This window comes from Paenibacillus sp. FSL H3-0457, from assembly GCF_037981725.1.
GTDB lineage: Bacteria > Bacillota > Bacilli > Paenibacillales > Paenibacillaceae > Paenibacillus > Paenibacillus amylolyticus.
Window position 1 is genome coordinate 6,224,436 of sequence record NZ_CP150283.1, and the last position, 15,056, is coordinate 6,239,491.

Below are 15,056 nucleotides of genomic sequence, written 5' to 3' on the forward strand. Positions count from 1 at the left end.
CATAACTCCTGAACTAGTATAGTGTACCACTTCTGCACCGACTCTTCTACGTTTTCCTGAAAAAACCGTTTACCATTTTCATTTCCAGTACAACGAAAAAAACCGAAAGGTCTTTTGACCCTCCGGCTCCACTACATTTATTTAATAAAAGTAAATGAGTTCACTGCTTTTTCCAAGGCGGATGCCTGAACTTCTGTCTTGTTGGCATCATTCAGCCCACTTGTGATCGTATAGGTTGTTCCGTCCTTTTCAAACACGATCTGACGACCCGCATATGGCACGCCTTTGTCCAGCTCATGATACGTAAAGGAAAATGCAGGCACACCCGCAAACGTCAGCTCTTCACTGCCAAGCAACTTGAAGTTCTTACGGGTTTTGGTGGCTTCGGCATAGGCTTCTCTCAATTGGCTGACCGTCATCTCGATTGACTTGTCTTCGCTCGCCGCAATGGAGAATTCTCCGCCAGTAAAGGTATACACCACAGGTGAATATTCGAATCGATCACTATACGGTGACCAGTAACGCGGAATATCTACACTGTATTTATAACGTTTGGACGTACGTGTAAGTGTCTTCGATTTGTCTGTCAAATAAGGATCTTCATCCAGCTGACCGAAATTATCGGCAACCGTATCAAAATCAATCTCCACACTCTTCATGATCCGTTCAAACCATGCCCGATCTGCAATCTGCTCCTCAGGGAACGTATACTCTGCATAATACCGATACCCATTCTTCTGTAAAAGAACATCGAACTCGGTCTGCCAGCCCCCGCCAAAGTTATAACGGAATTCATTCACCTCGGCAGTCTCTCCCGAGATATCCATCGTATATGAACCAATTGGCTCGTAACTCTCTGGTGTAAATGTCTCACGCATCCACTTATCCAGTTGGCCGCTCCAATCTTTTACCGTTGTACCTGCCTTCGCGGAAGTGACACGCCATTGCAGATACGCACCATCCTTGGCTTCATAGATCATCTGATTGTTATCCATCGACCAGCCGGCAGGAATCTTCAATTCAATACCATAATCATCATTCCACGCGGAGCGCATGCCATTATCTACGGTGGACAGATCTTTGATCGTTCGATCCGATTCTGCAAAGGTTGGCTGGAATGAGTTGAGCAGCGCTGCTCGTCTGCCCAGATCTTTATAATTCAAGGCTTCGTAATCCGCGAGGTACACATCATATTGACGGCCTTCGCTCAGATACTGACGCATCTCCCATAACATGCCGTCTACATCTTTCACGATAATCCGTGCATAAGGCGTTTTGCCTTTCGACACCGCTTCACGATCCAGCACCGTATCTCCCGATTGTTTGGCCTCCTGGACAAGTTGCTGCAACAAATCATCCGCATCCAGAGCCACATCCTGATCGCTGACATACACTTCAAGATAATAACTGTTGTCCGCAGCGCCGAAAGTCATCATGCGCTCCTGCTCACCGGTCTGGAAAACCATAAGGTCTGCCGGGTAGTTAATGGACCAACCGTAAAAACTGTTACCAATTCTGGTTTTGCCTTCGTCCGGATGAATGCCATCCTCTTCATCCACCGAATCATCGGTTTGCAACAGACGAATGACCATTTCTCCGGAGCTAGTCGGAGCTAGCGTCGCCCCGATACCGGCAGCAACCGGACGAAGTGGAACCATAAGTACACCATTCACCATCTTGGGAGCGGCACCCATCTCATGTTTTACACCATCCACCCAGGCAATTGAACTGCCAATCGTTAGGGTAACCGTGTGTGGACCTTCCTTGATTTTGACAACATCATTTTTCTCCAACCGGATTTCACTGCCAAATGCTTTCTTGAACACTCCCACAGGCACCATCGTAACACCCTTGAACTTGTAAGGTTTGGCTATGGCCTGCTTATCGCCGTTGATGTAGGCGCTCGTGCTCCCCGCTTTCACCCGTAGTTCACTTGTCGTCAGATCAGATGCCCATACAGGCAATGCCGCGCCAATGGTCAGCATCCCGGTTAATACACCTGTGCTTAGCACACGTATCCATGACTTTTTCATTCCGTTCTTTCGTCCTCTCTCCATCCGGGCTGATCGCCGGGCTTTATTGTTCTTCATCTGCAAGGAACGCTTCATCTTCCTCGTCTACGATGTCTGCGCGATCAGCAAGCACCAACGTGCGGGTGACGATATCGCCATCCGATTGCATCAACAGCCTTACCTTTTGCCCAGGCAGATACTTTTTGAGCAACTCATTGATATCCACTACTGAAGAGACACGTGTGCCCGCGACACTGTATAGGACATCGCCCTCTTTGATTTTGGCTTTCTTGGCTTCTGGAGACAGTACGCCCGTAATCGTTAAGGGATCATCTGTAGGCAGGCCCACAATCGCAGACCAACTTTCTTCCAGCTGTAGCCCCAGACTTGCACGTTTTATTTTTCCATATTTAAAAAACTGATCGATGATATATTGAACGGTATCCACTGGAATCGAAAACCCCAAACTCTCTACGCCGACCGCAGAAAATTTCATGGAATTGATACCAACCACTTCACCCTTCAGGTTGACCAGCGGTCCTCCGCTATTTCCTGGGTTAATGGCCGTGTCGGTCTGAATCAACCGGTATGTCGCCTCAACACCACGATTCAAGCCGCTAATTACCCCTACCGTTGCCGAGTTGCGCAAAGAAAAGGAAATCGGCGTACCCAAGGCAATCACCGTTTCTCCAACAGTGGTTTGTGAAGCTTTGGCAAAGCTCGCCGGTTTGAGTGATTTGGCATTGATTTTGATTAGCGCCAGATCACTGAGTGCATCACTGTATGTTTTCGTAATTTTGTATGTATTGCCATCGGTCGTTACGACCACGGGGTTCGTTAATCCGTCGACCACGTGAGCATTCGTTACAATCCATCCGTTCGACCGGATAATGACACCTGTACCATGTGCAAGATTATAACGGTCGTCTGATGTTGCACCGTCCTGCGCTTCGGTAGATTTCCCAATAATTCCTACGACGGAAGGAGATACCTTTTCGATCACTTTGGGAATGGCTTCACTTCCCTTGTACGTGTACGTTCCTGATTTGGCATCATATTGTCCAGTTCCACCAACTGCCTTGAGCAGATCCTTGGTGTTCACATAGACTTGACCGTCTACCACTTTCGCTTGCATCGCCGCTTTGGATTCAGCTGCACCGGCCGTTGCCGCTACACTAATCGAGAGTACAGCAGCCATCAGTATGGCTACCCCCTTTTTACCCAACACGCTCATATTCTCACCTGACCCTCTCTATACATCCTTCTTGCGCGACTCGACATCGGATTCATCGCTGAATCTATTCTCTTTTTCTCTCATCTGCAATTCCGGTATCCCTCAATGTATCATACAGAATCTGGATATACAATTGTTTTAAGTCCTATTTTAGTAGAGAAGATAGAATCTTGTTCAATCGCTCCATATAAACGAAAAAAAACACCCTCCATGTCTCCCATGGAAAGTGTTCCTCCATATCTCTTTTGGCTTAAATTCCATTCACTTCAGCAGCATTCCTACTGAGCAAACCAACCCGTTATCATCGCATAGTCTGTCATCAGAAATACCAGTAGGCTGACTACTGCAAATCCGATCGCAAACAGATTTTTCTTCGGTGCCCGAAGAAGCCGAACAACTCCGATGAAAATCAGGATCGTAAATAAGATGACAAAAATATCAAATGCATTAAAATTCGATGTACTCGCCGTGGCAGCTTCTGCAAACAGCATGGATAGACAGACCTCCTTACCATAGTTGAACAGCTAACGCATACCCTAATATCTTCCTCTATGTTATCTGTACCCCGCTTGTAATGCAAGCCCTATCATCCATAAAAATGAAAAAAAGACAATTTGGCCGAATATTCCTGTAACGCTCGTCGCAATGCATATGTAAACACTTTCACGAAATAACCTTAGTCCGAAGGAAACACCTTGCATAATTCATAATGAAAGCCCTTCTTCTCAGAAGCAGAGCACATTAGATCGTAATCCAACGTCTTTACCTTTTCGAGAAGAAGGGCCAATACTGCCACTTCATATTGATATAACTACTGGTTAGAGGACCTTAGTCCACCAACTGCAGTGCCTTGCTCCGCTCGGTATCCCGCTCCAGAACCGGCTTCAAGTACTTGCCGGTATAAGAAGCTTCCACTTTAACGATATCCTCAGGTGTTCCGGTTGCAACAATGGTACCTCCACCGCTACCGCCTTCTGGACCCAGATCAACAACATAGTCTGCCGTTTTGATCACATCGAGGTTATGCTCGATCACTAGCACCGATTCCCCAGAATCAACCAGACGGTGTAATACGTTCAGCAAACGGTCGATATCATCGACATGCAAACCGGTAGTCGGTTCATCGAGGATGTAGATGGTTTTCCCTGTACTGCGGCGATACAGCTCGGAAGCAAGCTTCACACGCTGGGCTTCACCACCAGACAATGTGGTTGCAGGTTGTCCCAGGTTGATATAACCCAATCCCACATCCATCAGTGTCTGCATTTTACGATGGATCTTCGGAATGTTCTCGAAGAATTGGGTTGCATCTTCAACCGTCATTTCCAGCACATCGGAAATATTTCTGTTTTTATATTTCACTTCAAGTGTTTCCCGGTTGTATCGTTTGCCTTTGCAGACTTCACAAGGGACATAAACGTCCGGCAAGAAGTGCATCTCGATTTTGATAATACCGTCTCCACGGCAGGCTTCACAACGTCCACCTTTGATATTAAAACTGAACCGGCCTTTCTTGTATCCACGTACCTTGGCTTCGTTCGTCTGAGCAAACAGATCCCGGATATCATCAAAGACACCTGTATACGTAGCCGGGTTGGAACGTGGTGTCCGCCCGATTGGCGACTGGTCAATATCGATAACTTTATCGATATGCTCCAGACCACGAATCTCTTTATGTTGACCCGGACGTACCCGAGCACGGTTCAGATCACGTGCCAGCGTTTTGTAGAGGATCTCATTGATCAATGTGGATTTACCTGAGCCAGACACACCCGTTACCGCAGTAAATACACCTACAGGAATCTTCACATTCAGATTCTTCAGGTTATTTTCTTTGGCTCCACGTACTTCCAACCAACGGTCTCCTACACTTCTACGTTCAGTACGAATCGGAATGAATTTGCGTCCACTCAGATATTGACCGGTTAAGGAGTTCTCATCGTTCATGATCTCCTCCGGTGTACCCTGTGACATGATGGTACCTCCGTGGATACCTGCACCTGGGCCAATATCAATAATATAATCGGCAGCCATCATCGTATCTTCATCATGTTCAACCACGATCAACGTATTACCAATGTCGCGCATATGCGCAAGCGTTGAGATCAGACGATCATTATCCCGTTGATGCAAGCCAATACTCGGCTCATCCAGAATATACAGCACACCCATCAGGCTGGAACCAATCTGTGTAGCCAGTCTGATCCGCTGAGCTTCCCCACCAGACAATGTTCCGGCAGCACGACTCAGTGTAAGATAATCCAGACCAACATTCACCAGGAAGCCGAGACGACTGTTGATTTCTTTCAGAATAAGCTTGGCAATCGTCTGCTCTTTCTCACTCAATTCCAATGAATCGAAGAATCGGCCAGCTTCACCAATGGACAAACTAGTCACATACGCCATGTTGTGATCATTAATCGTAACTGCGAGACTTTCCCGTTTCAGACGCTGACCTTTACATGTACCACAAGGCTTCGCACTCATGTAACCCTCAATAAACTCACGGATACCTTCAGATGCTGTATCCCGGTAACGACGCTCCAGGTTATTCACGATACCTTCAAAGGTAACCAGTGCTTCCTTACGTTGTCCAAAATCATTCTCATAGCGGAAACGGATTTTCTCCGTACCTGTACCCTGCAACAACTTGTTCATCTGCTCAGCTGGCAGATCTTCGACAGGTACATTTTGCGGAATGTTGAAGTGCTCACATACCGACTTCAGGAACTGCGGATAATAGGTGGATGTACCACCTGTCCAAGCATCAAAAGCTCCATCTTCGATGGTCTTAGTCCGATCTGGTACGAGCAGATCAGGGTCAACGATCATTTTGACACCTAACCCATCACAATCCGGGCAAGCCCCGAAAGGGCTGTTAAATGAGAACATCCGCGGTGCCAGCTCTTCAATACTGAATCCGCACACCGGGCAGGCAAAGTTGGAACTGAATCGCAGCTCTTCTTCACCCATAATGTCCACCAGGAGTTGTCCACCAGACAGATTTAGTGCTGTTTCAATAGAGTCGGCCAGACGCGCCTGTACATCATCCTTAACAACGATCCGGTCAACAACCACTTCAATCGTATGCTTTTTATTTTTCTCCAATTGAATATCTTCTGACAGGTCACGCAGTTCCCCGTTTACCCGTACACGGACAAAGCCCTGCTTGGACACATCAGCAAATACACTTTTGTGCTCGCCCTTACGGCCCGAGATAATGGGTGCCAAAATCTGCAACCGGGTACGCTCTGGATATTGCATAATGCGGTCAACCATTTGTTCTACGGTCTGGGAACTAATCTCCACGCCATGGTCAGGACAATGGGGATGGCCCACACGTGCAAACAACAGACGCAGATAATCATAAATTTCGGTGACGGTTCCTACTGTGGAACGTGGGTTACGGCTTGTTGTTTTCTGATCTATTGAAATGGCAGGAGATAATCCTTCGATGGAATCCACATCCGGTTTCTCCATCTGTCCCAGAAACTGGCGTGCATAAGCTGACAATGATTCTACATAACGCCGCTGTCCTTCGGCATAGATGGTGTCAAAAGCCAGCGAGGACTTGCCTGAGCCACTCAGGCCGGTCAATACAACAAAGCGGTCACGCGGGATGGTAATGTCTATATTTTTCAGGTTATGCGCTCGTGCGCCTTTAATGACAATGTTATCGCTCGCCAATAGTATTCATCCTCTCAAATTTACTAATCCAACCTTTTAAAAGGCTTTTCGATCCCTCCCAAACCCTCCCTTCCAAGGGAGGGCCCCAGAGGGCGCAGCCCTCTGGACACCCGAAACAAGCGGTGCAACCGTGAGGGGTCGGGTCTTGCTATGTGAAGGGTTGTCGTGTGCCCGCGGCTCCGTATAAGGTTCCGGCTCATTGCCGGAACCTTATACGGCCGCTCTACTGCGAGGGTGCGCTCTCGGCTTCGCCACGTTCGCGACAGGTCGCCATTGCCTTTGGCTCGGCTCCAAGGTCAACACCGGGGACGCTCTCAGCTTCGCCTTGATCGCGGCAGGTCGCCATTGCCTTTGGCTCGGCTCCTAGGTCAACACCGGGACGCTCTCGGCTTCGCCACGTTCGCGACAGGTCGCCATTGCCTTTGGCTCGGCTCCAAGGTCAACACCGGGAACGCTCTCGGCTTCGCCTTGGTCGCGACAGGTCGCCATTGCCTTCGGCTCGGCTCCAAGGTCAATACCAGGACGCTCTCGGCTTCGCCACGTTCGCGACAAGGTCGCCATTGCCTTCGGCTCGGCTCCGAGGTCAACACTGGGGCACTCTCGACTCCCAATTGCTTTCCTATAAACCTTTTAACCAATTTCAACATTTCTATCAGTATAGACCCGAATTCAAGATTTCAACATCTCTTATTATCGGTAGATATCAACGATTTCCTTACTCAACAAGAGAACGGCCAATTGGCCGTTCTCTTGTTACAGATCCATCTTTACTGGAGCATATGAATGAGCTGTATCTTATTCAGCGCGAAGTTCCAGCAACGCATCGCGAAGCTCGGCAGCACGCTCAAACTGCAGGTTTTTGGCTGCATCTTTCATCTCTACCTCTAGGCGCTGAATAAGCGCCTGGCGATCCTTCTTCGACATCTTCTCGGCTGCGCCTGTGAGATAGTCTTTCTTGGATTCGGCAACTTTGGTTGCCTCAATCACGTCACGCACTTTTTTGCGAATCGTCTGCGGTGTAATGCCATGTTTCTCGTTGTACTCGATCTGGATTGCACGACGACGCTCTGTTTCCTTTATTGCTTTATCCATCGAATCCGTTACTTTGTCACCGTATAGAATAACTCGACCCTCGCTGTTCCGTGCCGCACGACCAATCGTTTGGATCAGTGAGCGTTCGGAACGCAGGAATCCTTCCTTATCAGCATCCAATATAGCGACGAGGGAAACTTCGGGCAGATCGAGACCTTCCCGGAGCAAGTTGATTCCGATTAGGACATGGAAAACGCCCAATCTTAAATCACGTAAAATCGCCATCCGTTCCAACGTTTTGATCTCGGAGTGCAGATAACGAACCTTAATTCCAACTTCCTTCAGATAATCCGTCAGGTCCTCGGACATCTTCTTCGTTAATGTTGTGATCAACACACGCTCGTCTTTGGCAATCCGGTCGTTAATCTCACCAATCAAGTCATCGATCTGTCCCTTCGTTGGACGCAGTTCGATAATTGGATCAAGCAAACCGGTTGGACGGATAATCTGTTGCACCATCGTATCGGTATGCTCGATCTCATACGGGCCTGGTGTGGCCGATACATAGATGATCTGATCCATCTTACCTTCGAACTCTTCGAATTTGAGCGGACGATTATCCAGCGCTGATGGCAGACGGAAACCGTGCTCAACCAATACCGTCTTCCGCGCTTGGTCACCATTGTACATCGCACGGATCTGTGGCAAAGTCACGTGAGACTCATCGACCACGATCAACATGTCATCCGGGAAGTAATCCATCAGTGTGTATGGGGTATCGCCACGTTCGCGGAAAGTCAGTGGACCGGAATAGTTCTCAATCCCCGAACAGAATCCAACTTCCTTCATCATCTCGATATCGTACCGTGTGCGTTGCTCCAGTCGCTGAGCCTCCAGCAGTTTCCCCTGTTCACGCAACACTTCAAGACGCTCCTCCAGTTCACGCTCAATGTTCACCAGCGCAACCTTCATTGTCTCTTCTTGCGTTACGAAGTGAGACGCCGGGAAGATGGCAATATGTTCACGTTCACCAATCAGTTCTCCGGTTAACACATCAATCTCCGTAATTTTCTCGATCTCATCACCGAACAATTCAACCCGAATTGCATGTTCACCCTTGGAGGCAGGGAAAATCTCAACAACATCCCCACGAACACGGAACGTCCCCCGCACAAAGTTAATATCATTTCGCTGATACTGGATCTCTACCAGACGGGACAAAATCTGATTGCGCGGTTTCTCCATGCCTACCCGGAGTGACAGCAACATGCTTGAATACGAGTGCGGTGAACCCAAACCATAAATGCAGGAAACACTCGCTACAATGATGACGTCCCTGCGCTCAAACAACGAACTTGTCGCTGCGTGCCGCAGTTTGTCGATCTCTTCATTAATACTTGAATCCTTCTCGATATACGTATCGGAGGACGGGATATATGCTTCTGGCTGAAAATAATCGTAATAACTGACGAAATACTCAACCATGTTATTAGGAAAAAAATCTTTGAACTCACTTGCAAGCTGCGCTGCCAATGTTTTGTTGTGTGCAATAATCAGCGTCGGACGTTGCAGTTGGGCTATCGTCTGGGCTATCGTAAACGTCTTACCCGTACCCGTTGCACCCAGCAGTGTCTGGTATCTCTTCCCCTCCTGAACACCCTTCACCAATTCTATAATGGCTGCAGGCTGATCACCTTGGGGAGAAAACTCTGATTCGATTTCGAACGTTTTGTCGCTCATTATAATATCGCTCATTGCCGTATCTCACCCTATCGTCTAAAATAATAGTCACTATATATTGTCGAAGTTCCCCGAATTTTCATATGGGAAAACTTATAGTAATAGGAATATTTGTTCCCGTTTAATTATACCTCGTTCGTTTTAGTGATGCAAACGTGAAATGAAGATAGGAGTGGGTTAATTTATGGATATTGCGACACTTATCGGTATTATTGCCGGAATTGCCGCAGTCATTAGCGGTTTTTTGTGGGAAGGCGGCCAATTGTCTGGTCTCCTGCAAAAAACGGCTGCTTTAATTGTATTCGGTGGAACGATTGCTGCTGTGGTTGCCAGTTTCCCGGCGCATCGCCTTCGTACGATTCCAGCTGCCCTGCGTATGGCTTTTGGACGTAACAATAATGATTCAGGCTTGTGGGTTGAAGAACTGGTGGAGATGTCTTCTATCGCACGCCGCTCAGGTGTACTTGCATTGGAACGCAAGGTTATGGATCATCCGCATCCATTTTTGCAAGACGGTATTCAGATGGTTGTTGATGGTACCGATCAGGATGTGGTTCGCCAGATCCTGGAGATGGAGATCGATTCTATTGAACAAAAACATGAGGGTTACGCCAAAATATTCGAATCTGCTGGTGGTTACGCCCCAACCATGGGCATCATCGGAACCGTGATGGGACTCATTCAGGTCCTTGGCAGTTTGACCGATCCCACAGGACTCGGACCTGCCATTGCTGTTGCCTTTACCGCAACCCTGTATGGGGTCGCCAGTGCCAATCTTATCTTTTTGCCCATTGCCTCCAAGATCAAATCCAGAGGTGCCGATGAAGTGCAGACCATGGAAATGCTTCTCGAAGGTGTACTTGCCATTCAGAACGGTGAGAATCCCCAGCTTGTACGCAAAAGACTGGAGTCCTTCACCCTCACGCATCGTCAGCATATACGCCCCCTAGCAAAGGAGGGATTGGATGAGTCGGCGCAGTAAACGGCGCGAAAAACGTGAAACTATCGATCATCGGGATCGCTGGATGATTACTTATGCCGATCTCATAACTCTGCTTTTGATCTTTTTTGTCATCATGTATGCCATGAGCAATCTGGATTCCGGTAAATATGACGTCGTTACTCAATCGTTACAAAATACATTTAATGCGTCCGACTCAATCCTTGAGCTTGGTGAGGGACTCGGTGAGAAACCCGGTCAAACGATTACAGAGACTCCACCATCCGAGGTGCAGGGTGAAGATCCTTCAGATGGTGAAGGAAACCCTTCCGATTCCGGGACTGCAACACCAGATAATGACAACAAGCCCCTCACAGAACGGGAAGAACAGTTCAGATCACAGGAGCAGGAATTGCAAAATCTGTTCAATGTGATTACCCAATATATCGAGGATAATAAACTGGAAAATCAGATTTTTGTTGCGGACAAGCCACAGGGCCTATCCATTACACTTAGTGACCGCTTCTTGTTTGATCAGGGACAGGCCGCTCTAAAGGACGGTGCAGCACCAACGCTAAGTAAACTTGCCAGCCTGTTCCGTGATCTGAATACCGTTGTCAGCATCGAAGGACATACGGACAATATTCCGGTCGGGGCCAACTCCACGTACAAAGACAACTGGGAACTTTCTGGAGAACGTGCACTGTCTGTATTACGATTCTTTTTGGATACAGAGAAACTTAACCCGGACGGCTTCCAGTATGCCGGATATGCGGATACTCGCCCAACGGGTGACAACACCACTGCCGCCGGAAGACAAAAGAACCGTCGGGTTGAAATAACGGTCCTGCGTCAACTCCAACCTTAATCATCAATATCTCCCATAATGCATCATTCCTTATGTAAAGAAAGCACGCTCTAACTGAATTCAATTCAGCAGAGCGTGCTTTCTTTTATGTCGTATTACCTTATGCCTCTACTCCTGGCTGGCTAGGGCGTAGAATCGCAGAGCCTACAGTCAGCAAAATGGCAGCCATGCCAAACAAAATCAATAGTGGCAATGTGATATCCGATAACGTACCGCCAGCAGAGATTGTCTCCACCGCCTGAATCGCCCATTTCTGTGGAACAAAGTTAGCGAGCTTTTGCATATAATCAGGCATCAACGAGATCGGCCAGAAACAACCACCTATCATACAGGTTGGCATAATGACAAGTGAATTAAGCATATTGGCATTTTTGGGATTACGGATTAATCCTGCCACGGTACTTGCGATCCCCATGGAGACCAGCATGAATGCGGCCAAGATAATGAAATGAATGCCAAAAGGAATATCGGCATCATAATGCAGCAGCCACCTGCTGACTCCCAAAACGAGAACAATCTGAATCAAGCCAATGACAAAGCTACCCAGGAAATTACCAAGCGCAATCTCATATGCACGGACGGGTGCCGTATATACTCTGGCCATCGTACGTTTCCTGCGATCTTCCATTATCACAGCCACTACACTGGTCAGCAGCCCCATCATAAACATAATCGTAAATCCAGTCACATTGTTCAGGCCTGGCTTGGGATAGATCTGCAGATCGGTAACTTCACCAGCAACCTGATGTTTTCCTATCTCCTGTAAAAGCTGTTCAAATGGCTTCTGTGTACTCGATAATATGTCAGTCTCACTTGAGACAGGACCTGCCGCCACCTTAACAGCTGAAACAGATTGTAACAATCCGCTCGTCAAACCTTCAACTGCTGCTCGTAGGGTATAGGAACTTTCACTTATACGCAGTTCCACCAATTGAATTTCGGTTGGCTTTCCTTGTAACAAATCCTCCGTATAATGTGCCGGAATGATGATGCCAGAGCTTCCTTTTTGCTGAGCGATGGCTTCCTTCACTTCTGCTTCGTTTGTCATCGGTTTGAGCAGATACTCCTCTTTGCCGGCAAGTTCATGAATCATCCATGTCCCTGCTACCCCTGTATCCTCATTGACGTAGGGAATGACCGTCCGTGTACTCTGCTCACTTCCAAAAAGGGCAACCGCTCCCGTAACCACCAGGCAAGGCAGAAGCAGAAACGTAATGAAGCCCATTTTACGGCCAAGTGTACGTCTGATCATCAACCAGGCGATGTGTAGACTATTCATATCGGTATCCTGCCTTTCTATAGATCATCCCTGAGATGAACACTAATACAGCGCATACCACGCCTAACATTAGAATGTTATACACAATCTCTGCTACAGGTGCATCCAGCATCATTCTCAGAAAACTCTGGAGCGCCCAGTGGTTAACCGTAAATTGGCCAAGCCGTTGTACAAAATCAATTGGAATGGGCGTGAACCCACCGCTAATAAATGTCATGGCAACGATGATACCTTGGATGGTTGCACTGGCCGATGCTGTGCTTTTGCATACTAATGCCACGATTACGCCAAGAGTCATGGATGCCAATGTGATACATACACATGTCAGCACAATATACCAAGGATGGGTTCCCCAATCCACACCGTAGAGCCAATATGTCATAAGTATGATCGTTGTTGCTTGTAAGAAAGCGAGCAGACTATTGCCTGCAATTTTGCCAGCGAAAATGACTCCGTTACCTATCGGCGCAGCCTGAAGGCGAATTAACGTTTTGTTATCACGCTCTCCAAAAAGGCTGGTACTGGTTGTCATGCCTGAGTACAACATGAACATCGCCAGCATGGAAGCTGCATAGTATTGGGAGGCACTATACGCCGTACCTGTCTTACCTGGATTAGTGACAGCAATGGAGGTGGAATTCGCCGCACCGGACTCCGAATAAGAGGCCATGGCAGCAATTACTTCCGGACCGAACACTTTGGTAATCGCCATCTGTCGGTTCCATTCATCCGTAAAACGTGTGAACAAAGTTTCACCCAAGGTATTAAGTGTGTTGTCCTTTCCTCGTATCCACTGTAACCTGGCCTCTTTCCCCATCATCACGTTTTGCTCAAAATCCGAAGGAATCATTACAGCAAAGTCCAGCTTGCCGGTACGCAGCGAATGAACGGCCTCTTCTTCTGTCGTAAAGTTCTGCACCTTGACCATCTCAGCCACTTCCGGGGATTTAACGAATGTATCCAGCGCTTGATTAACCGTACTTGATTCTCCACCAGATTCAGTGCTCAAATGGATGATTCCCACGCGTACAGTATCCGGAATAACATCCTTCGCCGTACCCATCGTACTGGAAAGTGCCGTGCCCAATATAAAAATCAGTAACAACGGCAGAATGAACAGGTTCAACACCACAGATCGAATCTTAAGAATACGCCTTAATTCAAAGATGCAAATATGCCATATATTCATCTCTTGCTCCCCCTAGTCCCGAAGTGTACGCCCGGTCAGATTGAGGAACAACGTTTCCAGATCCGGCTCTTCGACCTTGAGCGACTGAATGGATACTTCATGTTTGCTGCAAATGAAGAGCAGATCCTGGAGATCCTGCTGTGCCGAAGGCAGCGTAATGGTCAGTGTATTCTCTGAAACGTCTACCATCCGCACACGGGGGTGAAGTTTCAGTTCTTCCACGACATCGGTACCGATACCGGAAGTGGAGAGCACTACTTTTTCCTCCGATGCTACACGTTCTCTCAGCTCTGCTTCAGTCCCACAGGCAATGATTCGTCCCTGATCCATAATCGCAACCCGGTGACTAATCGCCGCCACTTCCTCCATGTAATGACTTGTATATATGATCGTTGAACCCATCTTGTTGAGTGTCCGTACCGATTCAAGAATATGATTCCGAGATTGCGGATCAATGCCAACTGTAGGTTCGTCCATGATAATTAGATCCGGGCGATGTGTAATCGCACATGCGATGTTTAACCTGCGTTTCATACCGCCAGAGAAGGTCGAGGGGGCATCCTTTGCTTTATCCTGCAACCCTACAAATTCAAGGGACTCCTGCACTCTTTCCTTAAGCAACTTACCACGCAGTCCATACAGTCTGGCAAAAAAGGTCACATTCTCCGCAGCAGACATGGTTTCGTATAAAGCCAGATCCTGCGGAACCAGTCCGATCTTGCGCTTTACTTCAAGCGGTCGCTCTTTGACAGAGATCCCATCTAATCTGATTTCACCCTGATCCATATTCAGGAGCCCCGCAATCATGCTAATGGTGGTACTTTTTCCTGCTCCATTGGGACCAAGCAATCCAAAAATCTCGCCTTTGCCAACACTAAGGTTCAAATGATCCACGGACAGCTTGCTGCCGTATCGTTTTACTACATGATCCACTTCAAGTATGCCCATCCCTTTTACGCCCCTTTTCCGTTTCGGCCTTCGCCGCTGGATTTCATAATTTTATTGTAACGGATCGAAATCTGTAGCGAAGGTACAAAAAGTCATGAATCGAAGGTGACTTAAGTCATCTCCTGAA

General features: G+C 47.7%; 10 protein-coding genes. 2 read left to right on the forward strand and 8 right to left on the reverse strand.

Annotated features, from left to right (window positions below):
- Positions 1 to 137: 137 nt before the first annotated feature.
- The 5 genes from MHH25_RS27525 to uvrB form a co-directional block, all read right to left on the reverse strand.
- Positions 138 to 2,033: a stalk domain-containing protein gene (locus tag MHH25_RS27525; protein ID WP_340018606.1), complete on the reverse strand. Its 1,896-nt coding sequence runs from the start codon at positions 2,031 to 2,033 to the stop codon at positions 138 to 140.
- Between the two features lie 43 nt (positions 2,034 to 2,076).
- Positions 2,077 to 3,246 (reverse strand): trypsin-like peptidase domain-containing protein, encoded by a 1,170-nt coding sequence (locus MHH25_RS27530; protein WP_340018607.1) that lies wholly within the window; start codon positions 3,244 to 3,246, stop codon positions 2,077 to 2,079.
- A 278-nt stretch (positions 3,247 to 3,524) separates the two neighbouring features.
- Positions 3,525 to 3,737 (reverse strand): hypothetical protein, encoded by a 213-nt coding sequence (locus MHH25_RS27535; protein ID WP_017692026.1) that lies wholly within the window; start codon positions 3,735 to 3,737, stop codon positions 3,525 to 3,527.
- Positions 3,738 to 4,074: 337 nt separating this feature from the next.
- Positions 4,075 to 6,933, reverse strand: coding sequence for an excinuclease ABC subunit UvrA (gene uvrA, locus MHH25_RS27540; RefSeq protein ID WP_282320133.1), 2,859 nt, complete (start codon positions 6,931 to 6,933; stop codon positions 4,075 to 4,077).
- Positions 6,934 to 7,728: 795 nt separating this feature from the next.
- Positions 7,729 to 9,720: an excinuclease ABC subunit UvrB gene (gene uvrB, locus MHH25_RS27545; RefSeq protein ID WP_338707140.1), complete on the reverse strand. Its 1,992-nt coding sequence runs from the start codon at positions 9,718 to 9,720 to the stop codon at positions 7,729 to 7,731.
- A gap of 169 nt (positions 9,721 to 9,889) precedes the next feature.
- Here uvrB and MHH25_RS27550 point away from each other — a divergent pair, with 169 nt between their 5' ends.
- Both MHH25_RS27550 and MHH25_RS27555 read left to right on the forward strand, forming a co-directional pair.
- On the forward strand, positions 9,890 to 10,687 hold the full coding sequence (locus MHH25_RS27550) for a flagellar motor protein (protein ID WP_036612388.1): 798 nt from the start codon (positions 9,890 to 9,892) through the stop codon (positions 10,685 to 10,687).
- Positions 10,671 to 11,513, forward strand: coding sequence for a flagellar motor protein MotB (locus tag MHH25_RS27555; RefSeq protein WP_340018608.1), 843 nt, complete (start codon positions 10,671 to 10,673; stop codon positions 11,511 to 11,513). Before MHH25_RS27550 ends, MHH25_RS27555 begins: the two co-directional genes overlap by 17 nt.
- Before the next feature lie 100 nt (positions 11,514 to 11,613).
- Here the strand turns inward: MHH25_RS27555 and MHH25_RS27560 are convergent, their stop codons facing one another.
- From MHH25_RS27560 to MHH25_RS27570, 3 genes are read right to left on the reverse strand one after another with little or no spacing between them, the layout of a single operon-like run.
- Positions 11,614 to 12,792: an ABC transporter permease gene (locus MHH25_RS27560; protein WP_340018609.1), complete on the reverse strand. Its 1,179-nt coding sequence runs from the start codon at positions 12,790 to 12,792 to the stop codon at positions 11,614 to 11,616.
- The gene (locus MHH25_RS27565) at positions 12,785 to 13,981 is read right to left on the reverse strand and encodes an ABC transporter permease (RefSeq protein WP_340018610.1); all 1,197 of its coding nucleotides are present in this window, start codon (positions 13,979 to 13,981) and stop codon (positions 12,785 to 12,787) included. The genes MHH25_RS27560 and MHH25_RS27565 overlap by 8 nt, the downstream gene beginning before the upstream one ends.
- Positions 13,982 to 13,993: 12 nt before the next feature.
- Positions 13,994 to 14,929, reverse strand: coding sequence for an ABC transporter ATP-binding protein (locus MHH25_RS27570; protein ID WP_315371179.1), 936 nt, complete (start codon positions 14,927 to 14,929; stop codon positions 13,994 to 13,996).
- Between the last annotated feature and the right edge of the window lie 127 nt (positions 14,930 to 15,056).